At 44.7% G+C, this 26357-nt stretch carries 29 protein-coding genes and 1 tRNA gene; 16 read left to right on the top strand and 14 right to left on the bottom strand.

Features of this window, described 5'->3' with window-relative positions; translation table 11 throughout:
* Positions 1 to 7: 7 nt before the first annotated feature.
* The 3 genes from Q9M42_RS08370 to Q9M42_RS08360 form a co-directional block, all read right to left on the bottom strand.
* Positions 8 to 427 carry a GNAT family N-acetyltransferase gene (locus Q9M42_RS08370; protein WP_322526033.1) on the bottom strand — a complete coding sequence of 140 codons (420 nt, stop codon included), beginning with the start codon at positions 425 to 427 and terminating at the stop codon, positions 8 to 10.
* 65 nt (positions 428 to 492) lie between these two features.
* The gene (gene metE, locus Q9M42_RS08365) at positions 493 to 2769 is read right to left on the bottom strand and encodes a 5-methyltetrahydropteroyltriglutamate--homocysteine S-methyltransferase (protein ID WP_322526032.1); all 2277 of its coding nucleotides are present in this window, start codon (positions 2767 to 2769) and stop codon (positions 493 to 495) included.
* A 190-nt stretch (positions 2770 to 2959) separates the two neighbouring features.
* Entirely contained in the window at positions 2960 to 4432 is a 1473-nt protein-coding gene (locus tag Q9M42_RS08360) for an MDR family MFS transporter (protein WP_322526031.1), read from the bottom strand.
* A gap of 57 nt (positions 4433 to 4489) precedes the next feature.
* Between Q9M42_RS08360 and Q9M42_RS08355 the strand changes: the two genes are divergently transcribed.
* The gene (locus Q9M42_RS08355; protein ID WP_322526030.1) at positions 4490 to 4657 is read left to right on the top strand and encodes a hypothetical protein; all 168 of its coding nucleotides are present in this window, start codon (positions 4490 to 4492) and stop codon (positions 4655 to 4657) included.
* 23 nt (positions 4658 to 4680) lie between these two features.
* Here Q9M42_RS08355 and Q9M42_RS08350 read toward each other — a convergent pair whose 3' ends face one another.
* On the bottom strand, positions 4681 to 5556 hold the full coding sequence (locus Q9M42_RS08350) for a TetR/AcrR family transcriptional regulator (protein ID WP_322526029.1): 876 nt from the start codon (positions 5554 to 5556) through the stop codon (positions 4681 to 4683).
* A 166-nt stretch (positions 5557 to 5722) separates the two neighbouring features.
* On the opposite strand from Q9M42_RS08350, the gene Q9M42_RS08345 reads away from it, so the two are divergent.
* Entirely contained in the window at positions 5723 to 6973 is a 1251-nt protein-coding gene (locus Q9M42_RS08345; RefSeq protein ID WP_322526028.1) for a YeeE/YedE family protein, read from the top strand.
* A gap of 55 nt (positions 6974 to 7028) precedes the next feature.
* On the opposite strand, the gene Q9M42_RS08340 is transcribed toward Q9M42_RS08345, so the two are convergent.
* Positions 7029 to 7589: a nitroreductase family protein gene (locus tag Q9M42_RS08340; protein WP_322526027.1), complete on the bottom strand. Its 561-nt coding sequence runs from the start codon at positions 7587 to 7589 to the stop codon at positions 7029 to 7031.
* A 118-nt stretch (positions 7590 to 7707) separates the two neighbouring features.
* Between Q9M42_RS08340 and Q9M42_RS08335 the strand changes: the two genes are divergently transcribed.
* The gene (locus Q9M42_RS08335; protein WP_322526026.1) at positions 7708 to 8178 is read left to right on the top strand and encodes a flavodoxin; all 471 of its coding nucleotides are present in this window, start codon (positions 7708 to 7710) and stop codon (positions 8176 to 8178) included.
* Positions 8179 to 8215: 37 nt separating this feature from the next.
* On the opposite strand, the gene Q9M42_RS08330 is transcribed toward Q9M42_RS08335, so the two are convergent.
* The gene (locus Q9M42_RS08330; RefSeq protein ID WP_322526025.1) at positions 8216 to 8935 is read right to left on the bottom strand and encodes an NAD-dependent deacylase; all 720 of its coding nucleotides are present in this window, start codon (positions 8933 to 8935) and stop codon (positions 8216 to 8218) included.
* Between the two features lie 178 nt (positions 8936 to 9113).
* A tRNA-Leu gene (locus tag Q9M42_RS08325) sits at positions 9114 to 9200 on the bottom strand.
* A 124-nt stretch (positions 9201 to 9324) separates the two neighbouring features.
* On the opposite strand from Q9M42_RS08325, the gene Q9M42_RS08320 reads away from it, so the two are divergent.
* Positions 9325 to 9963, top strand: a complete 639-nt coding sequence (locus Q9M42_RS08320) for a hypothetical protein (RefSeq protein ID WP_322526024.1) — start codon at positions 9325 to 9327, stop codon at positions 9961 to 9963.
* Positions 9964 to 10093: 130 nt separating this feature from the next.
* On the top strand, positions 10094 to 10228 hold the full coding sequence (locus Q9M42_RS08315) for a hypothetical protein (RefSeq protein WP_322526023.1): 135 nt from the start codon (positions 10094 to 10096) through the stop codon (positions 10226 to 10228).
* Positions 10229 to 10353: 125 nt separating this feature from the next.
* On the opposite strand, the gene Q9M42_RS08310 is transcribed toward Q9M42_RS08315, so the two are convergent.
* The 3 genes from Q9M42_RS08310 to Q9M42_RS08300 form a co-directional block, all read right to left on the bottom strand.
* Positions 10354 to 10554 (bottom strand): cold-shock protein, encoded by a 201-nt coding sequence (locus tag Q9M42_RS08310; RefSeq protein WP_027847408.1) that lies wholly within the window; start codon positions 10552 to 10554, stop codon positions 10354 to 10356.
* 242 nt (positions 10555 to 10796) lie between these two features.
* Positions 10797 to 10997 (bottom strand): cold-shock protein, encoded by a 201-nt coding sequence (locus Q9M42_RS08305; protein ID WP_027847408.1) that lies wholly within the window; start codon positions 10995 to 10997, stop codon positions 10797 to 10799.
* A gap of 185 nt (positions 10998 to 11182) precedes the next feature.
* Positions 11183 to 11974 (bottom strand): PAS domain-containing protein, encoded by a 792-nt coding sequence (locus Q9M42_RS08300; protein WP_322526022.1) that lies wholly within the window; start codon positions 11972 to 11974, stop codon positions 11183 to 11185.
* Between the two features lie 254 nt (positions 11975 to 12228).
* Between Q9M42_RS08300 and Q9M42_RS08295 the strand changes: the two genes are divergently transcribed.
* Positions 12229 to 12648 (top strand): organic hydroperoxide resistance protein, encoded by a 420-nt coding sequence (locus tag Q9M42_RS08295; RefSeq protein ID WP_298788255.1) that lies wholly within the window; start codon positions 12229 to 12231, stop codon positions 12646 to 12648.
* A 76-nt stretch (positions 12649 to 12724) separates the two neighbouring features.
* Here Q9M42_RS08295 and Q9M42_RS08290 read toward each other — a convergent pair whose 3' ends face one another.
* Positions 12725 to 12949 carry a hypothetical protein gene (locus Q9M42_RS08290; RefSeq protein WP_322526021.1) on the bottom strand — a complete coding sequence of 75 codons (225 nt, stop codon included), beginning with the start codon at positions 12947 to 12949 and terminating at the stop codon, positions 12725 to 12727.
* A gap of 246 nt (positions 12950 to 13195) precedes the next feature.
* Here Q9M42_RS08290 and Q9M42_RS08285 point away from each other — a divergent pair, with 246 nt between their 5' ends.
* The 5 genes from Q9M42_RS08285 to Q9M42_RS08265 all read left to right on the top strand — a co-directional run bounded on the left by Q9M42_RS08285 (position 13196) and on the right by Q9M42_RS08265 (position 19819).
* Positions 13196 to 14641 (top strand): DEAD/DEAH box helicase, encoded by a 1446-nt coding sequence (locus tag Q9M42_RS08285; protein WP_322526020.1) that lies wholly within the window; start codon positions 13196 to 13198, stop codon positions 14639 to 14641.
* A gap of 143 nt (positions 14642 to 14784) precedes the next feature.
* A complete protein-coding gene (locus Q9M42_RS08280) occupies positions 14785 to 16674 on the top strand; it encodes an ABC-F family ATP-binding cassette domain-containing protein (protein ID WP_322526019.1) in 1890 nt (629 codons plus the stop codon).
* A 164-nt stretch (positions 16675 to 16838) separates the two neighbouring features.
* The gene (locus Q9M42_RS08275; RefSeq protein WP_022794628.1) at positions 16839 to 17192 is read left to right on the top strand and encodes a winged helix-turn-helix transcriptional regulator; all 354 of its coding nucleotides are present in this window, start codon (positions 16839 to 16841) and stop codon (positions 17190 to 17192) included.
* Positions 17192 to 17746 carry a 3-dehydroquinate synthase II gene (locus tag Q9M42_RS08270; protein ID WP_322526018.1) on the top strand — a complete coding sequence of 185 codons (555 nt, stop codon included), beginning with the start codon at positions 17192 to 17194 and terminating at the stop codon, positions 17744 to 17746. Before Q9M42_RS08275 ends, Q9M42_RS08270 begins: the two co-directional genes overlap by 1 nt.
* Before the next feature lie 192 nt (positions 17747 to 17938).
* Positions 17939 to 19819: a cation:proton antiporter gene (locus Q9M42_RS08265; protein ID WP_322526017.1), complete on the top strand. Its 1881-nt coding sequence runs from the start codon at positions 17939 to 17941 to the stop codon at positions 19817 to 19819.
* 94 nt (positions 19820 to 19913) lie between these two features.
* Here Q9M42_RS08265 and Q9M42_RS08260 read toward each other — a convergent pair whose 3' ends face one another.
* Positions 19914 to 20915 carry an NADP-dependent oxidoreductase gene (locus Q9M42_RS08260; protein ID WP_322526016.1) on the bottom strand — a complete coding sequence of 334 codons (1002 nt, stop codon included), beginning with the start codon at positions 20913 to 20915 and terminating at the stop codon, positions 19914 to 19916.
* A gap of 21 nt (positions 20916 to 20936) precedes the next feature.
* Positions 20937 to 21452: a cupin domain-containing protein gene (locus Q9M42_RS08255; RefSeq protein ID WP_322526015.1), complete on the bottom strand. Its 516-nt coding sequence runs from the start codon at positions 21450 to 21452 to the stop codon at positions 20937 to 20939.
* A 165-nt stretch (positions 21453 to 21617) separates the two neighbouring features.
* Between Q9M42_RS08255 and Q9M42_RS08250 the strand changes: the two genes are divergently transcribed.
* The 3 genes from Q9M42_RS08250 to Q9M42_RS08240 all read left to right on the top strand — a co-directional run bounded on the left by Q9M42_RS08250 (position 21618) and on the right by Q9M42_RS08240 (position 23410).
* On the top strand, positions 21618 to 21938 hold the full coding sequence (locus tag Q9M42_RS08250) for a DUF2325 domain-containing protein (protein ID WP_091616031.1): 321 nt from the start codon (positions 21618 to 21620) through the stop codon (positions 21936 to 21938).
* Positions 21939 to 21956: 18 nt separating this feature from the next.
* Positions 21957 to 22409 carry a hypothetical protein gene (locus tag Q9M42_RS08245; RefSeq protein ID WP_322526014.1) on the top strand — a complete coding sequence of 151 codons (453 nt, stop codon included), beginning with the start codon at positions 21957 to 21959 and terminating at the stop codon, positions 22407 to 22409.
* Positions 22410 to 22510: 101 nt separating this feature from the next.
* A complete protein-coding gene (locus Q9M42_RS08240; protein ID WP_322526013.1) occupies positions 22511 to 23410 on the top strand; it encodes a diacylglycerol/lipid kinase family protein in 900 nt (299 codons plus the stop codon).
* Between the two features lie 28 nt (positions 23411 to 23438).
* Here Q9M42_RS08240 and Q9M42_RS08235 read toward each other — a convergent pair whose 3' ends face one another.
* A complete protein-coding gene (locus tag Q9M42_RS08235) occupies positions 23439 to 24557 on the bottom strand; it encodes an NADH:flavin oxidoreductase (RefSeq protein WP_322526012.1) in 1119 nt (372 codons plus the stop codon).
* 218 nt (positions 24558 to 24775) lie between these two features.
* Here Q9M42_RS08235 and Q9M42_RS08230 point away from each other — a divergent pair, with 218 nt between their 5' ends.
* Positions 24776 to 25096, top strand: a complete 321-nt coding sequence (locus Q9M42_RS08230; protein WP_091616040.1) for a DUF3870 domain-containing protein — start codon at positions 24776 to 24778, stop codon at positions 25094 to 25096.
* A gap of 98 nt (positions 25097 to 25194) precedes the next feature.
* On the top strand, positions 25195 to 26355 hold the full coding sequence (locus Q9M42_RS08225; protein WP_322526011.1) for a DUF819 family protein: 1161 nt from the start codon (positions 25195 to 25197) through the stop codon (positions 26353 to 26355).
* The last annotated feature ends 2 nt before the right edge of the window (positions 26356 to 26357 follow it).

Below are 26357 nucleotides of genomic sequence, written 5' to 3'. Positions count from 1 at the left end.
TTTTGCGTTATAAAGTGTGACGGAAAACGTAGCTCGACGCCTTATAATCGAGCCGCTCATAAAAACGATGGGTGTCAGTGCGCTGCAGGCCGGAGGCTAGAATCACTTCTGTGCATCCGTGTTTTTCTGCATGCTGGTGAACGGCACGGAGCAGGGTTTCGCCATGACCTTTGGATCGTGCACCCTCTGAAGTCACAAGTTCATGAACCCATGCGTGTTTACCCCAGGCGAGACTTTCCAAAAGTTCAAGTCCAGCTACTGAGACGACCGTCCCCTCTTCTTTTAAAGCAATCAGCTGGTAGGAGGGGTGACGGGAGAGGTAATCATTGAAGGCTTCCCAGCTGAGAGAGGGGCGCAGGGATTTGATAATTTCATATGCTTTTTTGTAATCGGAGCGTTTATTTAAAAATGCAGTAGTGACAGTCATAAGTGAGATATCCTTTCCGTACGAAAATAAGGCCCGGAAGGCCGGGCCTTATTTCTTAGTGTTAATTATGCGTGCTGCTCTAAGTTTTTTCTAGCTTCTTCAGCAGCACGGACCATATTTTTAAGGGCTTCAATCGTTTCCGGTACGTCACGTGTTTTGAGTCCGCAGTCCGGGTTGACCCAGAACAGGTTGCTCGGAAGCACGCGCAGGGCCCGGTCGATCATTTGAGTCATTTCTTGAACATCTGGTACACGCGGGCTGTGAATATCATAGACGCCAAGGCCGATGCCTTTGTCATAAACAGCTGTTTCAAACGTTTCAATAAGCTCCCCGTGGCTTCGGGACGTCTCAATCGAAATGACGTCGGCGTCGAGCGCCCGGATCGATTCAATCATATCCTGAAATTCACTGTAGCACATGTGCGTGTGGATCTGGGTAGTATCTTTAACAGAAGACGTGGAAAGGCGGAAGGCGTGAACGGTCCATTCCAGGTACTCATCCCATTCTGCTCTCTTTAGCGGCAGGCCTTCACGAATTGCAGGCTCGTCCACCTGGATCATTTCAATACCTTCGTTTTCGAGCGCAAGGACTTCATCATTAAGAGCCCGGGCGATCTGGAAGGCTACTTCTTTTTTCGGAATGTCATTACGTTCAAAGCTCCAGTTCAAAATCGTTACCGGACCGGTGAGCATACCTTTCATCGGTTTTTCGGTCAGCGTCTGGGCGTATTTGGTTTCCTTTACGGTCATCGGCTCCTTGAACTCCACATTTCCGTAAATAACCGGTGGTTTGACGCAGCGGGAACCATAGGACTGCACCCAGCCGTTGGAAGTGAATGCAAATCCGCCCAGTTTTTCTCCGAAGAATTCTACCATATCGGTACGTTCAAACTCTCCGTGCACGAGAACGTCGAGTCCGATTTCTTCCTGGATATCGACCCATTCCTGCATTTTATTTTGAATGTACGTTTCGTATTCTTCTGCGGAAATTTCGCCTTTTCTCACCCGGCGGCGTTCCACGCGGACTTCACGCGTCTGCGGGAAGCTTCCGATTGTCGTGGTCGGAAGCTTTGGCAGCTGAAACTTTTCCTGCTGAAGTGGACTTCGTTCTTCGAACGATAGCGGACGGGAGGAAGGAATGTCTGCTGCAGCGTTACCAGCCGCTTCCTGTCGCCACGGAGCGTTTTTAACACGATCAAGCTTGGCAGTGTTTTGCTCGAGCTCTGCCTTCGTATCCTCACCGTTTAGTGTGCGTGTTATGAGATCGATTTCTTCAAGCTTTTGATCAGCAAAAGAAAGTGCGTCAAGCAAAAGCGGATCAAGCTGCGTTTCGTGTTTGGTTGTAACCGGTGTATGCAGAAGGCTGCAGGACGGCTGAATTTCAATATTTTCACTGCCTGTTTCTGCCTGAATATCTTTGGCAAAAGCGACAGTGGCATCTACGTTTGCTTTCCAGATGTTGCGTCCGTCAATAACACCTGCGCCCAGTACTTTATTTGAAGGGAAGCCGTGGCTTTGTACATTTGCCCAGTTGCCTTCCCTGCCGTGAACAAAATCAAGACCGAGACCTGCAATTGGAAGAGAGATAATGTCTTTATAATGAGAAACGCTGTCGAAATAAGTTTGCACAAACAGATCCAGTTCAGGTACTTCGCGGTTGAATAGTTCATATGCTTTCCGGATTAACGGAATATCTGTTTCCGGAAAAGACTGAACAAAAGCCGGCTCATCAATTTGAACACTTTTTGCTCCTGCAAGCTGCAGCTGCTGCAGCACTTTTTTATACAGTGGCAGAAGGTCGTTAAACAGCTGTTCAAACTGGTGGTCTTCATAGCCTTTGGAAAGCTTCAGGAAAGTATACGGGCCGATTAGGTATGGACGCCCTTCAATACCTAATTCAGTTATCGCTTCCTGATAGGCTTTTAACGGATAGTTATCTACCAGTCGGGGCTTTGCGTTTTGAAGCTCCGGCACAATGTAGTGATAGTTGGTATTAAACCATTTTGTCATCTCGCTCGCCGGCGATGCCTTCGTACCACGGGCTACAGCGAAATATGTAGATAGGGAGGAGTAGCCTTCGGAAGCGTCAAAGCGCTCTGGCACAAGCCCGAACATCACGGACGTATCGAGCACGTGATCGTACAAAGAGAAATCACCGACAGGAATTGAGTCCACGCCGCGTTCCTTTTGTTTTTTCAAGAATTCCAATCGGAGTTCTCGGATTTGTTGTTGAAAAGAACCCTCTTCAAGCTTTCCTTTCCAGTATGATTCCAATGCTTTTTTCCATTCGCGTTTTTCACCCAGTCGTGGGTAGCCCAGGTTGCTGCTGGTCCATGTCGTCATTAAATTATTTTCTCCCTTCCAATAGTACTCGAATGACCTCCTGATTTTTACGTGAGAGGTGTTCATGTAGCTAAACTGTATCTTTTTCTGAGTTAAAGTTCAAGGTATTTTACAGAAAATTTTCACGGTTAAAACAGCAAAAAACACCCTCAGACATTGCTGAGAGTGGTTTTGCAGAAAATAATAGTGTTTACGCTTTGCTTTCCCTTGTGCTGCTTTTACTTCCGCGAATATCGCGTTTTTCCATCGTATCCGGTCTTGTGTTTTTAAGAAAGAAAGAAAGTACAAGGCCGATAATGGCAGAAACCAAAGCGACAAAGAAAGCCACGTTAATGCCATGAATCAATGCGCCGCTCTGGCTTGACACCTCGCCTGCCCGCGCTGCACCGGAAGCACTCTGGGACATAACGGTAATCAGGACGGCTGTACCAATTGAACCCGCCACCTGGCGCAGCGTATTCGTCATTGCCGTGCCGTGGGCGATTAATGAGTTTGGAAGCTGATTCAGTCCTGCAGTTGTCATCGGCATTAAAACCATAGCGACACCGAGCATCCGGAGTGCAAACATTACGGTTAAAAAGACGATGGAGGTGTTTTCAGTTAAAAACATGTAAGGAATGGTGCCGACTGTTAATAGAGAAAGTCCGGTAATTGCGAGTCCTCTTCCGCCAACCTTGTCGAAAATCCGTCCAGTGAAAGGACTCATAATGCCCATTAGCAGAGCCCCTGGCAAAAGCATCAGCCCGGAATCCAGAGCGGAGAGGCCGCGTGCGTTTTGCACATATAGAGGAATCAGTGTTTGAGAACCGACCATGGAGACAAAACAGGCTATGGCAACCAGAACAGTGAGCGTAAAAACAGGATTTTTTAAGACCCGGAACTCGAGTATTGGTCTTTCCACATGAAGCTGTCTCCATATAAACAGGAATAGGGCCACCGTGCCTACAGCAAGAGTAGTGATTACTGTAGCACTTCCCCATCCACTGTTTCCGGCAGCGCTAAATCCGTACAGTAAACCTCCAAACCCGGCTGTTGATAGCGAAATTGATACTAAATCAAGCTTTGGATGTTTAAGCTCTGTTACATTTTTCAGTAAAAGGTACGCTAAAATAATGTCTACGATGGCGATTGGAAGAATAATATAAAATAATGTATTCCAGGAGTACGAATCCACGACCCAGCCGGACAGAGTAGGACCGAATGCCGGTGCGAAGGCAATAGCGAGCCCGGCGAGGCCCATGGCCTGGCCACGCTGGGAAAGAGGAAACATGGTCATGATGGAGGTCTGCATTAATGGAATCATTATACCGGCGCCGACGCCCTGGATAACCCGGCCGGCCATAAGCAGTCCGAAGGTCGGTGACAGGGCTGCAAACAATGTCCCGAGGGCAAAAGAGGACATAGCAAACAAAAACAGCCCCCGGGTAGTGAATTTTTCAATGAGGAAGGCGGTGATCGGAATCATAATTCCATTAACGAGCATAAAAACGGTGGTTACCCACTGGGCTGTGTTGGCACTCACGTTTAAATCAGCCATAATGCTCGGTATGGCCACAGCCAGAAGGGTCTGGTTTAAAATAGCGATAAACGCTCCGGTAAGAAATACCGCGATGATTAAATTTCTTGTTTTCGCAGGTATTTGTGTAGCTGCTTCTTCAGGCATGAGAAGCCCTCCTTCGATGTAATGCATTTCACGGTTATCAATTATTTATAAAACGAAATGGTTTTAAAAGTACTTATTAGTTTTCATCAGCATATAATAACGCCAGCTACAGGAAAAATCAAGAAACTTGTTTTGAAGAAAAACAAATATCTGACTTTTTGCGCTGACGGTTTGAGGCTTGGCTGTGCAATTTTAAGAGCCGGTATAGCAAGAAAACCGAAATAAATGAACAATACCGGATCCTGAAGTTACTGAATAATCTCCCGCAGGATATTAATATTAATTTGCAGATCTTCATTTTTCTCGAGAAAACAAAACAGCGACTCCATTACAATCATTTCAGGCTCAGAGTCGTAGAATTCCTGGTTTAAACGGTCGACCGCTTCCACCCACTGCTTTTTTTCATAGGAAGGAAAGCGATAATGAATAAACGCCCGTACCTGCTGGATGGTACGGTCCCAGAGATCCTTCTGATCGATTTCCCCGTAATGACCCCGAAGATTAAATGGCTCCATATCTTCGCTCGAAAATACTGAAGCAGAGGAAGTTTTGTGTTTGATAATACTTTCAATACTGGTAACCAACACTTCAGCGAGCCGCTCGAAATCAAAATTGTACCGGTCAACTTTCTCAGCGAAAGCGATCATTTCCCGGCTCATCCCCTGCATGCAAATTGCAAGGTCCCAGACAAAAGGCTCTATATCGTCTCCAAACGTCTCGAGAAGTGTGTCTTTATGCCAGTTCACCATGATGAGCTGGCCTTGTTTTAAAAGAGCTTTAATATTATCAGACTGCTTGTTAATAGAGGCAGATTGATAAAGCATCCAGACGTATTCGCGGTGCTCAACGAGCCCCTCGATTTCCCTCGAAAGTTTGGCAATAAGCTGATCCCTCGGCTGCTTGGATTGTTCATTACAGGCGTAATTGGCACGGTGAATAATGTGGTTTAAATTATCTCTTACAATTTGGGCGAGAATATCTTCCTTGGAATGAAAGATTTTATAAATTGAAGCTTTAGACATCCGGCATGCTTCAGCAATATCCTGTACGGAGGTGTGAAAGAACCCCTGACTCGAAAACAGCTGCATCGCGGTCTGCTGAATGTATATTTTCTTTTCATCCATGCCTCTCACCACCTTAAAACGGTCAAGTTTTTTGAGTACCTTTAAGTTTCAACTTTTTCATAATAGTAGATTTTATTTATAAAAGCAACATCTTTGACTATTTTAAAAAAAATATTTAAGATAAAGAACGTAAAACTGACTAAAAAGATAGGAATGGGGGATTATAATGGCAGTAACAGTACAGCCCGTTTCGCAGCAGGAAACTGCCGAAAAAGCTTCCAAGAAACTGGGGGCTCCGCAGAATAAGCTGGTTACCGGGGGTTTAATCGTATTTGCTATTTTAACGTTATATCTTGCATTGACCCAGTCAATCGTTCAGCCGCTTCTGCTTACGATCGGCCTGCTTCTGGGATATACGCTTTTTCATGCGAGGTTTGGATTTACCTCGGCATTTCGCCGCTTAATGTCTGTAGGTAACGGCCAGGCGCTGCGGGCCCACATGGTGATGCTTGCAGCAGCGGTGACTTTGTTTGCACCGATTCTTGCTCTTGGGTCCACCTTTTTTGGCGGTGACGTGACGGGGTACGTCAGCCCTGTCGGCGTGAGCGTAGTCGTTGGCTCGTTTATGTTCGGGATTGGAATGCAGCTCGGAGGGGGCTGCGCTTCCGGAACGCTGTATGCAGTAGGCGGCGGCCGGACGAACATGTTTATTACGCTGCTCTTTTTCATCGTCGGGTCTACAGTGGGAGCATATCACCTTTCGTTCTGGACAGATGATACGCCTTCATTTGGCTCAATTTCGCTGGCTACGTCGACCGGTCTCGGGTACACAGGGGCCTGGATAGTATCTTTACTCATTTTCGCTGCTGTCATTGCAATAACATTAATTATTGATAAAAAGAAAAATCCGCCGGCAATGGCTACTTTGCCGACAGCTAGCGGCTGGAAACGAATTTTCCGCGGCTCCTGGCCTATGATGGTTGCAGCAGTAGTGCTTGCTGTATTAAACGCGTTAACCCTGCTTACGCGCGGTCAGCCGTGGGGCATTACGTCGGCGTTTGCACTTTGGGGATCCAAAGCTGCTGAGGCTGTAGGTATCAACGCTTCGAGCTGGGATTATTGGAGCGGAGAAAGCGCGCAGGCGCTGCAAACGACAATTTTCGCTGATTCCACTACTGTACTGAACTTTGGCGTTATTTTAGGCGCATTTATTGCTTCAGCCGCAGGTGGACTGTTTAAGTTTACGAAAGTGACGATTGGCAACGCTTCTGCTTCCATTATCGGCGGCCTTTTGATGGGTTACGGAGCGAGGCTCGCTTTCGGATGTAACATTGGTGCTTACTTTGGCGGCATTGCTTCCTTTAGTGTACACGGTTATGTATGGGCAGTATTTGCATTAGCGGGCACATTTCTGGCCCTGTTTTTGCGGCCGTTATTCGGTCTTTCTGTACCAAAGCCAAAAGATACGTTCTGTTAATACGAAAAAAACCTTCCTGGCGTTCAGGGAGGTTTTTTTGATGGAAAATGAGGTTTTACTCAAAAATACTAATCTTTTCTTCAATGGGCGTTCTCGGTTTGGCTTTTGGTGTTTTTTCAAAATAGCCGAGCTGCAGCATGCCGACAATAGTTTCTTCCGGATCGATGCCGAGCGATTGCTTGAAGCGGTCTGAATAGATATAATCACCAGTTTTCCAAATCATGCCGATATTTTGTTCCCAGCTTAAAAGCTGAAAGTTTTGGATAAGGGTAGAGGCTGCACCAAAATCTTCTTCCCATTTTTTCACTTTTTGCTCGGCCTGATTAACGACAAGCAGTGCCCCGGGAAGCTCAGAAATTTGAGCCCGTACTTTTTCAGGTTTTTTCGATCCCTCGTGCTCCTGGTAATCGGCGAGAGCTTCTGCTAGTTTCTCCGTACCGCTGCCAAGAAATAGCAGAAAGCGCCACGGCTCACGAACTCCATGATCAGGCGCCCATTTGGATATTTCAAGCAGTTCAAGGATGGTTTGTTTATCTATCGGCTGGTCCGTGAATTTTTTAATGCTCCTGCGGGATTGGATAGTCTGGGCTAGTGGAGTGCTGGCTATATCAGTCATAAGAAATGCCTCCTATATTGAAAATGATTATCATTTACTAGTTTAACATATAGACGACTTAAATGAGATAAGTTATAATTGATAATGATTATCAGTATCAACATAAAGGGGAGTAAATATGAAATCAATATTAATGATTTATGCCAGCATGTCTGGAAATACGGAGGAAATAGCCGATATTCTCGAAAACGAGCTGCAAAAATTTGATATTCAACTCACCCGGGAACAATTCGACATAGAAGAGCCTGACCCTCTTCATTTAAAGATGTATGACGGGGTGTTGTTTGGTACGTATACGTGGGGCGATGGGGATCTGCCGTACGAAGTTGAGGATTATTATGAAGAGATGGAAAACGTGACATTGGAAAGTTTAAAGGTAGGACTGTTTGGCTCGTGTGATTCCATGTACCCGAAATACGGGGAGGCGCTCGACATAATGAGAGATCAGTTTCAAAAGCAGGGGGCGCAGATAGTGGCTGTGCCGCTGAAAGTAGAGCTTGATCCGGAAGCAGAAGATGCCCGGGCAGCAAGAGAACTGGCGCATACTTTAATGCAGTATTTAGAGGTGAAGGTTACTCGCATTTCATAAAAAGGAGCTTCCAGCAGTAGCTGGAAGCTCCTTTTAGCTACAAATGCCTGTTTGTTTCGGTGAGCACGTTTTGAATAGAAGCTCCGGGAAATGTTAAATCTGCCCATGAATCGAGTTCTGTTTCTTCGTGGTTTACAATAACAAGCCTGGCTCCGCTTTCTTTTGCTTCCATTGGAAACAGGGAAGCAGGGGCTACCTGCAGGCTTGAGCCGAGAACGATAAATAAATCACAGGCTGCGGTCGCCTCCTGAGCCTGCTGGATAGCCTGTTCCGGAAGCATTTCACCAAATAGGACAATACCTGGTCTGAGTTTTCCGCCACAATTTGGGCAATGGGAAGACCCGTTTAAAAAATCTTCCTGTGATGCCTGCCGGCCGCAAATATGGCAATTAATTTCCCGAAGACTGCCATGTAAAGCAGAGACGTGCTGCTGGCCAGCCGCTTGATGAAAGCCATCTACGTTTTGGGTGATTACGTGCTGGAGGAGGTTCTGTCGTTCCCATTGAGCTAAAATCTTATGTCCTTTATTTGGTGATGCATCTAGCAGGGACTGCAGTCGCCATTGATAAAACTTTGTGAATGCTTCGTTTTGATGCTCGAGTGCTTCAACTGTGGCAAGTTGTTTGGGGTCATAATTGTTCCAAAGACCTGACGCAGACCGGAAATCAGGGAGCCCGCTATCCGTAGACATTCCGGCACCGGTCATTACAATACTGTAATTGGAGGCTTTAAGCCATTCTGCCAATTGTCTGCTCACCTTGATCCTCCTGACATATAGTTATTAATTAGTGCTGTAATCCCAATACCCGTCTTTGCCCACTGCTTACACTAATAACAAAAAGATGCTCTGAAGAGAGCGCCGTGCTAAAATAAAGAGAAAAAGAGCATAAAAAAACACCAGCCTGCAAAGCCTGGTGTGTTCGTTATATAAGAAATGGTGCGGATGAGAGGATTCGAACCTCCAAGAGCGTAAGCTCACACGGACCTGAACCGTGCGCGTCTGCCAGTTCCGCCACATCCGCAAGACAAATTCCATTATAACCATTAGCAGCAAATTGTGCAATAGAAAATTTGCTGTTTTTTTCATAGAATAGTACGATTAAATAAAGCTGAGAAGATAACGGTCAGGAAAGTGAGTCGTCGATAATGAGCGAAAAGAGAGACCGGGGATTCGGGCAGCGATTATACGAAGCGATTATGGTGATGCTTGCAATTCTCTCTGTGGGGACGATCTGGTACGAGACAGAAGTATCCGGTTATATTATTTGGACAACCTGGGCGTTATTTACGCTTGATTATGCTTTCCGTTTTTTTCGTGCAGAGAAGAAATGGGAATTTGTAAAATCCCACCCTTTTTTATTAATAGCAATTATACCGGCAGATGCGATTTTTCAATTTGCACGTCTGGCAAGAATTATTCACCTTTTCCGTCTTAAGACAATCACCAAATTTTACACGATGCCGCTTATTCGTTATTTAAGCCGTCAGCACCAATATTACGTTTGGGGCGGTATTTTAATATTGTATATTTGTTTTGTGCTTTGGGTGTGGGGTATTGAACCTCCGGCAGACTCGCTTTGGACTTCTGCTTTGAGCGTGCTTATGGCGCTTGTCATGTTTGGGCGCTCTAACATCGAACCGGTTACAGTACTTGGTCAGGGGACAATGGTAGTGCTGAGTTTGTTTGGGGTCATTTTATACGGCTTAATTTTAACCTATGTGTTTGAATATATTTCCGTAAGGTATTGGAAGAATAAAGTGAAGAATTGGTTTCCTTTTAATTAAAATTAGCCCTGAAAACGATGGAGATTCATTGAACCGCAGTAAGGTAGAAGATATGTTAGAAAATAACATAAACTTGTTGCAAACATGTGGCAGGGGAGTATGATAGATATATATCAAAGGAGGGGTAATCATGTGGGCTTTGCATCTGGTTCAGAATATGCGCTTTGTCATAATGGGGCTCTTATCCCTTTCGGCACTCAGCATTTTTGCTTTTCAATCGGTAGAGATTGTACATGCATTTCTTGAAACGTTTAAACGCCGCTAACACTAAAAAGAGCACCATACAGCAGGAATACCCGGTTTTTGAGTATTCCTTTTATGTAGCCGCATGTTGAAATCAACAAGAAAAAACCTCTCTCCAAAAAGGAGAGAGGTTCATATATGGCTTAATTAGTTTTTAGTAACGTTCGCAGCTTGTGGGCCACGGTCGCCTTCTACTATTTCGAATTCTACCGTTTGTCCTTCTTCTAAGGTTTTAAAGCCTTCTTCTTGGATAGCGGAGAAGTGAACGAAAACGTCGTCTGCACCTTCGCGTTCGATGAAGCCAAAACCTTTTTCTGCGTTAAACCACTTAACTGTACCTTGTTCCATAAAAATAATCCTCCTGCGTGCCCTGTGGCACAAATAATACTTATCTTGCAAACCGCATAGTTCCAAGTTCAGAAGCTAAAACCCTAACCTTGTTCAAACTAACGGATCAAAATAGTAATTTCATTGTATCATGTCAACCAAATTATAGCAACATTCTTTAATATTTAAATATTAAAGAATGATTGATTTTTTCGAAAAGAAAAAGCCATTCTCCCGAAAGAGAGCGGCTTTATATGGTTTAATTAGTTTTTAGTAACGTTCGCAGCTTGTGGGCCACGGTCGCCTTCTACTATTTCGAATTCTACCGTTTGTCCTTCTTCTAAGGTTTTAAAGCCTTCTTCTTGGATAGCGGAGAAGTGAACGAAAACGTCGTCTGCACCTTCGCGTTCGATGAAGCCAAAACCTTTTTCTGCGTTAAACCACTTAACTGTACCTTGTTCCATAAAAATAATCCTCCTGCGTGCCCTGTGGCACAAATAATACTTATCTTGCAAACCGCATAGTTCCAAGTTCAGAAGCTAAAACCCTAACCTTGTTCAAACTAACGGATCAAAATAGTATATTCATCATAGCATGTGCTCCAAACAATAGCAATACATTTTGTGAATCAATTTTAATGGCATTAATATCAACTGTGCCGTTGTTTGAAACGAATAGCGTCTTTTACTGTGCCGAAGGTCTGGAAAGTGGAAAAATCGAAGTCCATATCTTTTGATCGTACTGCAAGACTTGGTGAAATGCCGGTGACAATCAATTCAGTGCCAAGCAATTTTAGAAGATCATTTAAAGTGAAGATGCCTTTCATAATATCATCATTTAATGTAGAAAGACCGGAAAGATCGACGATGAGTGTTTCTACTTTGGAGTTGTGAATCACGTCAGTAATATTTGTGAAAATAATCTTCAGCCGCTGCTCGTCAACGTTACCGATTAGCGGCATGGCGTAAACGCTGTTAATGATTGGAACGATGGGGGTGGACAGAAGATTAATTTCATTGAAATACTCTGAGGCATCTTTTTCTGCATTCTTTTGTTTCGTAATATCTTTTTGCACTCCGATAAAATAATATTTATCTTCTTCCGGTTCATATACAGGGTCAATGTGGAGTTCGTTCCAAAATTTAGTGCCATTTTTCCGGTAGTTAATAATTTCGATGGAAAGTGGTTCGTATGCTTTTAGTGCTTCTCTCATACGCTCAATAGTGTGAATGTCGCTTTCCGGCCCCTGGAGAAAACGGCAGTTGCTTCCAAGAATTTCTCCGGCGGAATAAGCGGTTAAATTGCAAAAACCACTGTTCGTATAGATGATAGGGTTGTCTTCTATATCCGGATCAGTAATGATAACTCCAACACGGGTATGATCAACTGCTGTGAGCAGTAAAGAATTAGTAGGGGTTTTTAATGGAAAGTCCTGATTCATGATTTTGCTGACTCCTTTATTGTGGATTTGCTATTTTAAAATGGAAAGCCCTCTGACAGTTATTTTTACTTAATCTTCAATGATTCTATAACAGCTTCTATCCGGGGGGCAACTGCCGTATTTACTATTTCTTCAGCTTATGTGAAAAGCATTCCAATAAATTAATTTGGAACGCTGAATGTTTAAAAAGTGGAGCAAAAGTGTATAGTAACTATTGGAATCAATCGTTATTAAGTTGAATGGAGGAGTTATGTATGGCAGAAACAATATTTACTTCAAAAGCCACGGTAGAAGGCGGCCGTGAAGGACATGTCCGTTCTGAAGATGGAATGATTGATGTGAATCTCGAACAGCCAGGCTCAGGTTCTTCCAAATCAGGATCCAATCCGGAGCAGCTCTTTGCATCGGGTTATGCAGCCTGCTTTGACGGCATGCTGAACCTTCAGGCAAGCAAGAAAAATAAAGACGTTTCTTCTAAGACAACTGCAGCTGTAAGTCTGCAAAAAGACGAATCCGATGGCATGTTCCAATTGGCTGCTGAACTTACAGTAGAAATCAGCGGTGTGTCGAAAGAGGAAGCAGACGAATTAGTGGATCTTGCCCACCAGTACTGCCCTTATTCCAAAGCTACACGAAACAACATTGAAGTAAAAGTTCAATCCGAAGTGAAATAAACACGTAAAGAGGGCCCGCAAAAAACGGGCCCTCTTTATATGTATACCGCTGCTTTCAGAGAAAGCAGGGCAGAGGTTAACGTGAAAGGTTTTCTTTAAAATCATTCATTGGAGAACGGAGGGTGATGATACACTCTTTATGGTAGTACTCTTTAACACCCTGGAGGAGCTCCTGTTCAGAATCGCAATAATAAATCTGCCCACGGCCTAAGTCCATTTGTTCGATATCTTTGAGTGTTCCCACCGTGACTTGCCTTCCGGAACGGTCAACAAAATATGCAAATTTGTTCCCCACAGCCATTTGCCCGTCCTCCTCACATAATTATATGCGTAATTAAATGAAAATTTTGTAATTTAATTATATCGTCATTTACATAAACTGTTCAATGTAGTTTATGTTACATTTTCATTACAATTAAATAACCAGTGTGAATTTATAGTTAATTGCTATGGAATATGAAAATTAGATAGATTTTTTTTCATGAATATGGTAATGTTAATTAGTTCATACGAAATGATCGAATAAGCATAAAAGGGGAATATATACTTGACTTTATTTTCAGAACTAAGATTGGAATCACCTATTCTTCAAGCTATTGAAGAGATGGGATTTGAAGAAGCAACACCCATACAATCGGAAGTTATTCCAAAAGCGAAGAACGGAACGGATATTATTGGCCAGGCGCAGACTGGTACAGGGAAAACTGCAGCCTTCGGCATACCGCTTCTTGAAGCAGCCGATAAAACAGCTAACGCTCCGCAGGGCATTGTGCTTGCACCAACAAGAGAGCTTGCTGTGCAGGTATCCGAAGAATTAAACCGCCTCGGAAAGCACAAACGTGTTACAGCAGTAGCCGTTTACGGTGGCCAGGATATTCAGCGCCAAATCAAAGCGCTGAAAAGAAAACCGCAAATTATTGTAGCAACACCGGGCCGTTTAATGGATCACGTGCGGAGAAAAACGATCGACCTCGGAAAAATGAATACAGTTGTGCTTGATGAAGCTGATGAAATGCTCAGCATGGGATTTGTGGATGACATTGAAGAAATCTTAAAGGATATCCCAGAGCCTAGACAGATGCTTTTATTCTCAGCTACAATGCCTCCAAAGCTGAAGCGAGTAGCAGATAAATTCATGACTAACCCTGAACAGGTTCAAGTGAAAAACAAAAGCATGACAGTGGCGAAAATCGATCAGTATTATATTGAAGTGAACGAACAGGAAAAGTTTGAGACTCTTTGTAATATGCTCGATTACACTCCGCCGGAGCTTGCGATTGTCTTTGGACGTACGAAGCGCCGCGTAGATGAACTCGCTGAAGCTTTATCAAGACGCGGTTATGCAGCAGAAGGCATTCATGGCGACATGAAGCAGGCTCAAAGAGACAAAGTGCTTCAGAAATTTAAAAAAGGTACGATTGAGCTGTTGATCGCGACAGACGTAGCTGCCCGCGGTATTGATGTGAGCGGCGTTACACACGTCTATAACTTTGATCTTCCACAGGACCCGGAAAGCTATGTGCACCGGATCGGACGTACAGGAAGAGCAGGAAACGAAGGCGTAGCGTACAGCTTCGTACCGTCGAGAGAAATGACGCACCTGCGTCTTATCGAAAAGACCGTACAGGCTAAGTTGAAAAAAGCGCCTAAGCCGACAAGAAATGATGCAGTTGAAGGGCGTGCCCAACAGGCTGTACAAAAACTGGTCGGATCAATGCAAGACGATGATAACGAATACTGGGAGCGTACAGCAGAAGAACTGCTTAACGAATACGAGGCAAAAGAAATCGTAGCAGCAGCCTTGAAAATGAACTCACGCGAGCTGAAAGAAGAGCCGGTAAAACTTACTTCGGAAGCACCGCTTCGTAATAAAGGTTCCAAAGGCCAGGGCAAGCCTTCTTCGAAATATAAGCAAAAGCGCCCCCAGGGCCACGGCTCCAATAAAAACAGCCGTCCGCCAAGAAACAAAAAGAAAAAAATGGATCTTTCCTAAATCTAATTTTTCGCATAAGAGCACTTTCCCAGCCTGATGGGAAGTGCTTTTTTGTTTTCTGGGACTTTAAACAGCCTTGTGTTTTTCAGGAGCACGAGCAAGTATGCTAAGATAGGAAAGGACGAGAAAGGAACGGTGAGAACATGAGTCTGCTTGTAGCAGAAAATCTATACCAGACAACTGGCACGAAGGTGCTGTTTGACCATATTTCATTTACGATCGAGCCCGGAGACCGTATCGGGCTGATCGGCGTTAACGGTACAGGGAAATCTTCGCTTCTCCGCGTGATTTCTGAAATTGATTCTTCGGAAAAAGGAAAGCTTCAGCACTCCAAGCAGCTGAGAATTGAATACCTTCCACAGGATCCCGAGCTGCCAGAGGAAGAAAATCTGATTGATTATTTGTATGAAGGCTCTTCCGACATTATGAAAGCAGTGAAAGATTATGAAAAAGCTCAGGCCCGTCTGGAGCAGGAGCCCGAAAGTGAAGCTGCACAGGAACAGTGGATGAAGGCTCAACAGAAAATGGACCAGCTCGGGGCATGGGAAGCAGGCACTGTAGCCCAGCAGGTGTTAAATAGACTGGGACTGACTGTCTATAACCAAAAAATTAATGAACTTTCCGGTGGCCAGCGTAAAAGAGCTTCCATTGCCCGGGCGCTCATTCAGGAATGTGACATTCTTATTCTTGACGAGCCGACGAACCACCTCGATGATGAGTCCATTAACTGGCTTGAAAAATATTTGTCTAACTATAACGGCGCTTTAATATTAGTCACGCACGACCGTTATTTCTTAAACAGAGTAACGAATAAAATCTTTGAGTTGGAACGCGGCCGTCTATATGAGTATGATGGCAACTATGAACTGTTTCTGGAAAAGCGGGCCGAGCGCGAAGCAAATGAAGCGCATGCCGAAGCGAAACGGCAGAACACATTGAAGCGGGAGCTGGCATGGCTTCAGAAGCAGCCGAAAGCTCGCGGTACAAAACAAAAAGCCCGGAAAGAGCGGGCGGAATCTTTGAAACAGCAGGAGGGGCCGCCGAAGAAAGAAGAGCTTCAGGTTCCGGTAGGGTCTACGAGACTAGGAAAGAAAGTAATAGAAGCAGAGAATTTGGAAAAGTCCTACGGAGAGAAGAATATGTTTTCTCAGTTTAACTATATGTTTACCCCGGGAGAAAAAATAGGGATTGTCGGTCCAAACGGAACTGGAAAAACGACGCTTTTAAACATTCTTGCCAACCGGATCGATCCCGATGCCGGGGAGGTAGTGTACGGACCGACCGTAAAGCTTGGCTACTACTCACAGCAGCAGGAAGAATTGGACGAATCCAAACGTGTGCTCGAATACATTCGCGATATTGCCGAAGTTATATATACTGTTAACGGTGAAAGTATTTCGGCTGAGCAGATGCTTGAACGCTTTCTATTCGAACGGGAAGATCAGTGGACGTATATTTCCCGGTTGTCCGGAGGAGAAAAAAAGAGGGTGTACCTGCTCAGTATTTTAATGACCGAGCCGAACGTATTGTTTATGGATGAGCCTACGAACGATCTGGATGTGCAGACGCTTAGCGTACTCGAAGAATACCTGCAGCAGTTCCCAGGCGTAGTCGTCACCGTTTCCCACGACCGCTATTTTCTTGACCGGGTAGCTGAAAAGCTGTTTGTATTTAATGAATCATCCCAGATTACCTTATTCGAGGGAAATTACTCAGAATTTATGAGTTCAGAAAAGGATGCTTCCCGGCCAGCGCTAAGTAAAGAGAAGAAGCCGGAGCCATCAGCTTTCAGGAGCGCGGCTGGGGAGAAGAAAAAAATGTCCTATAAAGAAAAGCAGGAATGGGACCAGATCGAAGAGCGTATTGCCCGTCTTGAAGATGAACTGGCGGAAGCAGAACGACAGATGGAGCAGAGCGGCAGCGATCTCGCGGCCATCGAGAAGTGGTCCAGTATCCAGAAGGAAATCAATGAAAAGCTGGACCAGGCGATGACACGCTGGGCCGAGCTCTCAGAAATAGCAGAAGAACAGTAAAAGCCAGCAGTCTCTTAAAAGAGGCTGCTGATTTTTTTGAAGAAACAGGCTCTAAACGTTTATTCACTTAACTTTAAGGCTATAATACCTACATATAATATATCTGCACATACTTATATTCGAATATATAGTAGTGTCTTTTTTTAGATTAAAGGAGTGAAAGAATGACCATAGAAGAAAGAGAAAATATTAAAATTACGCTCGATAAAGTATGCGGGAAATGGAAAGCCGTCATTCTGATGGAACTGGTCGGAAAAACGCTCCGTTTCAGTGAGATTAAACAGCAGCTGCAGCAGATCAATCATCAGACATTAATCAAGCAGCTCAAGGAGCTTGAGCATGACGGCTTAGTATTGCGGCACGCTTACGCGGTAGTTCCACCGAAAGTGGAATATTCCCTGACAAGCTACGGGGAGTCACTCGAATCCCTCCTTCGGGAATTGGAAAAATGGGGGAGAGAACACAAAATGAAAATGGAGGAAGAAGGCAAAAGCTCCTCCGGGAGCAGTGGGTGCTGATGAGTATGATGGAAAATGACGTATGGAAGCTTGGTATTGTGGAAGCAATAGAGCCGGTGGGAGAAGGCTCGCGTGTCTGCATAGACGCAGCAGATATTTTATCTCCAGCCGAAGGTCTGCTTGTCGGAGACACAGGGTACGGGTACGTTTATACGCTTTCGGAAAACCGTACGACCAGTACGTATCCAGCCCGCGTATTTCGTATCAACGCCGGCGCTGTGCACCAGTATATTTTCGAAGAAGAGAAGACAAGGTATCTCGCAGAAATAGAACATGATGAGCCGGTAACTGTGTACGAAGGAACAGCTTCCCGCCAGGTGCCGGTAGGCAGGGTGAAAATTGAAAAACGCGAGCTCGTGAGAATAAAGGTCCGCGCAGGGGAAGTAAATTTGTCAGCTACTCTGCAGTGGGCAGACAGCGTTTATTTGATGACGGATCAATACGAGCCGATGGCTTTAAAAGACTGCCGGCCCGGAGACCGGATCTACTGCAGAATCGATGAGCCGGGACGCCATCTCGGGCAGGCCATTCAAGAAGAAATAGAGGAGCGGTAACGGAAAGCATGCTTTGTGTAAAAGCGTGCTTTTTTATGAAAAAATATATTTTTATAAACTGCTTTGATTGAAACGATAGGGTTTAGTATAGTATCTTTTTATTTCAAGTGATTAAAAAATGAAAGGAATACGAATTACATACAAGATTAAACCCAAAGATAAAAAATGGGAGTGGAAAGAAGGGAAAATAGTATGCTGGACTCTCTATTGTTTCAACTAATGCTGATCGGTGCCGTCGGAATCGGCTCTCAGTGGCTTGCCTGGTTCTCCAGGCTGCCGGCCATAGTCGTTATGTCTGTTGCCGGGCTTTTGATCGGGCCAATATTTGGCCTGATTAATCCTTCCGAAGCATTTGGCGATCTATATGGTCCCATCGTATCGATTGCCGTAGCTATAATTTTATTTGAAGGAAGCCTGAATCTTGATTTCAGGGGACTTCAGGGGCTTCAAAAGCCTGTATATCGTATCATCACAATAGGAGCTCTTTTGGCCTGGATATTTGGTTCATTAACAGCCCACTTTGTGGCTGGGCTATCATGGGAAGTATCCTTTATTATCGGTGGTTTGCTGATCGTTACGGGCCCTACTGTCATTCTTCCGCTCCTCCGGCAGGCCAAGCTGAAGCCGAGGCCGGCGCGAATACTTAAATGGGAAGGGATTGTCGTTGACCCGTTTGGTGCTCTCCTGGCAGTGTTTGCGTTTGAAATTATCCGCACCTTTACTTCCGAAGAGTCCACCTTCGTCTCGCTCGTCAATTTCTTTATGGCCTCGTTGTTTGCTGTCTTTCTGGGGATTCTTTTCGGAAGAATTATCGGATGGACCTTTGAACGTGGACATGTGCCGGAGTTTCTAAAATCTCCGGTCGTTCTGTCGATGGTGATTGCAAGCTTTGTCATTTCGGATGTGGTCATGCATGAAACGGGACTATTGGCCGTCACTGCGATGGGAATGACGCTTGCAAATCTTCATATCAGCTCCATCAGCGATATGCAGCACTTTAAAGAAAATATTTCTGTGCTGCTGATTTCGGGTATATTTATTATGCTGACAGCCTCACTCGACCGGGCTACGCTGATGCAGATTTTCGATCCACAAATTATTGCTTACGTTCTTTTGATGCTGTTTTTAGTTCGCCCGCTTTCGATCTGGCTGTCGACCATGGGAACCGATTTAACATTCGGGGAGAAAGCTCTTATCGGCTGGATTGCTCCGCGGGGGATTGTGGCTTTGACGGTAGCAGGGTATTTTGCGAATGTGCTTGAAGAATACAACTACGCCGGGGCTTCCATTATTACCCCGCTTACGTTTGCGCTCGTGTTTGCGACTGTATGCTTCCATGGGTTTACGATTGGTCCGCTTGCCAGAAAGTTAAACCTTTCAAAAGAGGGACTTCCGGGAGTTCTGTTTGTAGGAGGAAGCTCCTTCACGACAAGCCTTGCCCAGAAGCTGAAGGAAATGAATGTGCCGGTATTGATCGCCGACTCTTCATTTGAACATTTGTTTAACGCCCGTAAAGCAGGAATTGCTTACTACCGGGGAGAGATTCTTTCCGAGCAGTCGGAGTATTCACTGGACATGACTCCGTATAATAAGATTGTCGCCGCTACCGACCGGGATTCCTATAATTCGCTGGTGTGCACCACCTTTGTTCCTGAATTCGGAAGAAAGGACCTGTTTCAGCTCAGCTGGCATCAATCAGACCGGAATGAACCCGATGAGCTGATGAGAAAAGTCGGTGGCCGTGTTCTGTTCGAAAAAGGCGCGACGTTTGAAGAACTGAACTGGAAAGTAGACGCGGGTTACGTGTTTAAACTAACGTCTTTAACAAAAGAATATCCGTACCAGTCGTATTTAAATGACCGGGCGGAGGATGTAGTGCTGATTGGCATCCAAAAACCGACCGGACGTCTGGAATTCTTTGCTCTTGATAATGCAATAAAGCCTGAGGCAGGAGACAAAATTCTCAGCCTGAGTCCCCCAAGCAACCATGAAGTAAAAAAGAAAGAAGAACTGAAGGAACAGTCGAGAGGAAAAGAGACTGTTCGGAAACCTTTGGGCCCATTCTTAAATTAATGAGAGTATAAAAAAGCCGCCTGTCCAATTTATGGGCAGGCGGCTTTTTTGTAATGCACCAACTGCGGTGTGTGAAAGCAGCGGAGTTTTGGCTTTATTGGGAAACATCCACGAGCAGCTTGCCCGTGTTTCGGCCGGTGAACAAGCCGATAAATGCTTCCGGTATACGGTCAAAGCCGGTGAGAATTGTTTCTTCATACTGCAGGTCCCCGGAAGCTACCCAGGCTGCAAGCTGTTTGGTTGCTTCTTCAAATTCATCAGCGTAATCGCCTACAATGAAGCCCTTCATCAAAGCGCTTGATTTAATAAGCTTGAATTGGACTCTCGGCCCATAATTGTCCGGATCATTATAAGTAGAGATCGCTCCACACTGGACCACACGGGCAAATTTATTTAAATGATCGAGCACAATATCGCTCATTTCGCCTCCGACGTTATCGAAATATACGTCTACTTTGTCGGGACACGTCCGCTTGATGGCTTTTGTTAAATCCTCTGTTTTGTAATTAATCACTTCATCAAAGCCAATGCTTTTCATATAATCCAGTTTTTCATCAGTACCCGCAATGCCGACCACCCGGGCGCCCTGCATTTTGGCAATCTGGCCGGCAAGTGAACCGACAGCGCCGGCCCCCCCGGAAATGACGAACGTTTCTCCCTGCTTAGGCTGACCGATGCTGAGTGTGCCGAAATAAGCAGTGAGTCCAGGCATGCCGACAGCGTTTAAATACGCAGAAACCGGGGCTGCTTCCGCCTGGACCTTCCGTACATCCGAAGCACTCACGTTAACGTATTGCTGCCACGGCAGGTTGCCGGTCACGTAGTCACCTTCGTTCAAAGAATCGTCGTGGCTTTCAACTACCTTCGCAATGGCGCCGCCGGCAATTGGTTTGTGAAGCGGAAAAGGAGGGACGTATGATTCGCGGTCGTCCATTCTTCCTCTCATATAAGGATCCACAGAAATATAAATCATTTGAAGAAGAACTTCTCCTTCAGCTGGAGCACCTATTTCTATATGCTTAAATGCAAATGTGTTTTTATCAGGCAGGCCTTTTGGTCTTTCGTGTAAAAGTATTTGTCTTGTTTTCGTCGCCATTTTATACTAGCTTCCTTTCGTTTATGAAAAGTTTTTCCAATAAGTAAATAGTGGTCCGTCTAAGCCGAAAACGGGATCGGAATCGGGTAGAGGAACGCGGTAAATATTATTAATTTTTTCCGGGCGCTCGGAAGGGTCACCGGTACACATATCATAATCCGAGCCGCCTGGATAAGCACCAATAACTGCAAAGTCTTCACTCTGCTCAATGAGCTTATGGCCGTATCCAGCGGGAAGAATCAATATGTCGCCGTCTTTTACATTAAGCTGCCGGCCCTGTTCGCCACCTATGTGCAAAAGGGCGGAACCACTTACGCAGCCAAGCACCTCATGCGAATTACTGTGATAATGATGATATTTAAATACACTTCCTTTCCATGCTCCCAGCCAGTTATTTTTATTAAAAAGTTCTTTAACATCCTCAGAGCCGGGGACAGTTTGTTCATAAACGAGCACAGGAAAACTAGGATGATTAGGTATTGTACCGTCATCTTCCACGGTAAATGTTTCTATATGAACTTCTTCGCGGCTTTTCATGCAAGTACCTCCCTTTTTGACTGACTGGCGGCATACTCTCTCAAGTATATTCCACATAAAGACAGAATAAAAACTTCGGACTCAGGAATAAACATTGACATTGAGAATCGTTTTCAATAAACTATACATAACAAATGAGAATAATTTTCAAATAGGAGGATAAACATGGACGGGTTGATGATCATTGGAGCGGACAGACTGGGGGCCATTCCCGACCGGTTAAAAGAATTAGGCTTTCAGGATATCAAGCATGTCAGCGGGCGCAAAGTAAAAATGGTGCAAAAGGAAATTCCGCCAAATATTGATCTGGTGCTTGTGCTTACTGATTTCATCAATCACAATGTTTCCGCCAAGTTAAAGGAACGGGCCAAAAATCAAAATGTACCTATCTGTTATGCGAAAAGGTCCTGGTGTTCTATTTATAAAGCATTGAGTAACAGTGACGAAGTGTGTGCAAAGTGTCCGATGCTTCAAAAATGTGATTAATGAAGGAGCGGTAAAGAAATGAAAAAACAGCATCATGCGAAAAGAATAGCGCCTGAAATTGACGATTTATTTATTTCTATTATTCAGAGTGCAATGAAAGAATTAACAGGAGCACAGATTGAGAGTCAGCTGGATGTAGTAAAGTGTGTAAAAAAACACTGGAAAAAAATCGGTATTTCCTCGCCGGAACAGGAGTCGCAAAAAGTTGTACTGTATGCAGCTTTGATGGATGAATGCCTGAAGGCTTACCGGAACATAAAAACCCTGCAGGGAGCACAGTTTATTTCTCTCGAAAAAGGAGGGGCCTGGCTTACCGGAAAAAACCCGAAGGAAGTACATGTTTTGACATATACGGAAAGCGCAAGCATGAAATCGGTATGGAGACGCCAGCCCTGCCCGCCCGAAGCAGAACGCATGTATTGGTCAAATTTATATAGTGGCACGAGAAGGATGATTCTGCATTGCAAATAGCAAGCATCTCCCTTGTTTTTTTCTCTCTGGAAATGGGAATATACGGTTAGCGTCTTCTAAATATGAAGCCGTGTATTTGACAGGATAGGGGAGACGTTCATATGTATCAAAAAGCTTTACTTATTATTAACGGAAACAAAGACGTTAATGAAAAACAAAAGCAGTTAAATACATTTATCCAGGTATGGGGTACTTCCATTGTGGAGCTGGTCATCAGACAGGCACAATCCAAAGACGATGTGCGTGAAACATGCGCTTCGATAGATGAACAGGTAGAGGCGGTATTTATTGCCGGCGGTGATGGGACAATTCATGAAAGCATCAACGGATTGATGAAGTCACCGTACGCCCCTGATGTAGGTGTGCTCCCGTACGGCACCTGTAATGATTTCTCAAGATCTCTCGGTTTGGCACAGAATCCAAAACGGGCTATGACAGATATGCTTGAAAAAAATACGAAAGAAATCGATATAGGATCCATGAATGAGCGTTTCTTTGCTAATTTTTACGGGATAGGCTTGATTGTGGAAACGTCGGAAAACATTGATGAAAACTTAAAAGGCGCTATCGGAAAGTTAAGCTATTTTATCAGCACGCTGCAAACTGTTCAGAATCCGGAAGTTTTTTCTTATCAAATGAAAATTGACGGAGAAAACTACAGTGGGGAAGCGGTAATGATTCTGATCATGAATGGTCATTCCATCGGTACAAACCAGGTACCGGTAGGCGACACTTCGATGCAGGACGAGCAGTTTGAAATCTTCATTATCCCGGAAGGCGGCAACAGCCTGATGAGAGAATTTTTTGCAACAATGGGGACTAAGGAAATTGACAATGAAAACAGTCCTATTGAGCACGTGCTTGGCAGAGATATTGAGTTGACTACTGATCCAGTAAAGCAGGCAGACACCGACGGAGAGGTTTATACGGAAACGCCTGTAAAAATTAAGCTAGGGGAGAAAAAAATACGATTTCTTGTTTCTGCAACCCCTGCACAATAGGAGAGGCCAAGCCGGCCTCTCCTTGTTTTTATTCTTTGAAGATGTTTTGTTCAAGCTCTGCTTCCTTCACATTAGCAAGCGGCTGCATAATAAGAGAAGGATCGAAGCTGTTCATTGACTGACCGTGGAGTATGCGGTGGGGAGCGTCGGGATTAGCCAGGGCAGTTCTGCCGAGAGAAACAAAATCAGCAGCACTTTCATTAATGGCATGGGAGGATTTTTCGGGATCTCCCAGATTTCCGTTGGCAACGACGGGCAGGCCACTGTATTCTTTAGCCGCCTGGGCCATGCTTAAGGTGTCATTTCCAAAGCCGTCGCCGAGGCCGTCGCCGTCCGTAGTATGAATATAATCGAGTGACGTCTTCCCGAGCTCGGAGAATATGACTGTGGCGTCTGCTTCCCCTCCCGGCCAGCGGTAAGAGCCATCTGTAACTTTGGCCTGCGAAATACGGATGCCAAGAACAGGCACTGGACCGATAGCCTTGCGCACAGCTTCGACGACTTCAGTAAGAAAGCGTACGCGGTTTTCTACAGGACCGCCGTACTGGTCTGTACGTTTGTTAGTGGATTCAGAAAGAAACTGATCAAGCAGATAGCCATTCGCCCCGTGAAGCTCTACACCGTCGAATCCTGCTTCTACGGCGCGGAGGGCTGCCTGTACAAACCCCTGTTTAGCAGTATCCATATCATTTTTGTCCATAGCTTTCGGGACGGGAAAAGCTCCCTGGCCGCCGTAGGAAGATACTTTTTCAGTGGGAGGCTGCACGGGAGAAGCGGAAGCTGTTTCACTTGTGTACTGATTATACTGGGACTGGGCACCGGCGTGCATGAGCTGGGCGATCATTTTGCTTCCATGCTCTTTGACTGCTTGAGTAATCGGCTTCCATCCTTCCTGATGACGTTCATTGGCGAGTCCGGGCTGATTGGCGTATCCCTGACTGTAGATTTCATCGGTGTAAATCCCCTCCGAAATAACAGCGGAAAAGCCGCCGAGAGCATAACGCTCATAGTATCTGCGCATACGGTCATTCGGCGTACCATCGTCATCTGCGCTAATCCGTGTCATCGGAGCGACAATCAGCTTGTTTTTAAAAATGTGGTTGCTTATATGCTGTTGGTTAAATAAAATATTTTCAACTTGTGACATACTACTCCTCCTAAATCTTCGTATCTTTCTCTACTATGTCTTTCCCTTTTTCAGCATTAGGAAACTGACTGAAGGTTTAAAAGCGAAAGATAAATAAAAATAAGAATTGCGTAATCCGGAAAAGTACGATATCATAATTTTCAAACATATTACTCCTCTGGTAAAAGGAACCTTTACCCAAAGCGTTCTTCTTTTAGCAATCAGGTGGTGAAAAGCATTTGTACAATAAGAATACTATTTACATTGTGGGAGAGGCTAAATCTCCTTCGAATAATCCTATCACTGAACAATACCAGGTATTTTTTATTGGATTTGTAGTGGATACTCTAACGGATGAAATCCTGGAGGCAGAATGTTCTGCTATTCTTTCTTTAACAGCCCGGTTTGTAAAAGAAATATTCGCAGGAGCTTCGATTCAGGAAAGTGAGCATCTGGTAGAGATTATTCAAAAACGTTATCATGGCTCGTCCCAGAAAGCGATGATAGTTGCCCTGCGCAACGCCAGTTTAAAGTATAAGCAAATAAAGGCTGATATGTAAGCCGTGCTGCTTTATCTTACCGGATAAAACCCAGCAAAGAGATCTTTTCTCTTTGCTGGGTTTATTTATATTCAACAATCTAAAGGAGGTTATTCAGCATGATAGAAAGCGGAGCTCTTTACATTAGTGTTTTGATTGCCATGGTTGCACTTCTCGTAGGTACGGAAAAAGCGACAAAAAGTAAATTTTTTAAGTACGTACCTACAGTGGTGCTCATCTACATCGTTGCGGCTCTGTTAAACACCTTTGGGGTATTCAGTGGCTCAGAGGCTCTCGGTGAGTTAAATTCAGGCATACGTTCCCTTTTGCTGCCGGCAATGATATTTCTATTTTTACTAAACTGTAACATTCTGCAGATTATCAAGCTGGGGCCAAAAATGCTGCTTAGCTACGTTGTAGCTGTGATTAGTATTATTGGTGGTTTTACGGTTACATATTATATTATGCAGGGATTTTTAGATACACAAACCTGGAAGGCTTTTGCAGCTTTGGCCGGCTCGTGGACAGGAGGTTCAGCCAATCTTGTAGCGCTTCAGGGAATACTGGAAGTGCCTGAGAATTTATTCGGCTATGCTCTAATTATGGATACGGTAAACTATTCGTTTTGGGTAATGCTGTTATTTTGGCTCGTGCCTTTCCAATTCGCATTCAACCGGTTTACAAAAGCGAACACAGAAAGCATTGATCAGATGCAATACAATTTGTCCCTTGAAGAAAAAGAAACAAAACCTCTGACATACGTGGAAATTATTTTATGCTTAGGATTTTCCATGCTGGTGGCTTCTCTTGCCATCGCAGTAGGCAATACACTTCCCGAAGCTGGAAATGCTGTGAATGCAACAACGTGGACGATATTAATTGTTACCGTGTTGGGTTTGGGTCTTGCTGTAACACCGGTTGCCAGGCTAACGGGAACAATGGATATAGGTTATTTGATGCTTTATACAATCATCGCTCTAATTGCCTCCAACGCAGATTTCTCAAATATTGCCGAAGTTCCGGCTTATATTATTTCCGGGTTTATGATTTTATTTTTTCACGGTGCTATCATGCTGCTTTTGGCAAAGCTTTTCCGGCTTGACCTCTTTACCCTCGGCATCGCCAGTCTGGCCAATATTGGTGGTATGGCCTCTGCTCCGGTGCTGGCAGGAGCCTTCAGCCGTACTCTGGTTCCAATAGGCGTAATGATGGCATTAATAGGCTCATTTATGGGCACAGTGGTCGGTGTCGCGGTGGCGGAAATCTTATCAAGAATTTAAGG

The organism is Marinococcus luteus (assembly GCF_034497705.1).
Taxonomy (GTDB): Bacteria; Bacillota; Bacilli; order Bacillales; family Marinococcaceae; genus Marinococcus; species Marinococcus luteus_A.
Note: the sequence above shows the minus strand (reverse complement) of the source record. Positions and strands in the feature narration are given on the sequence as shown.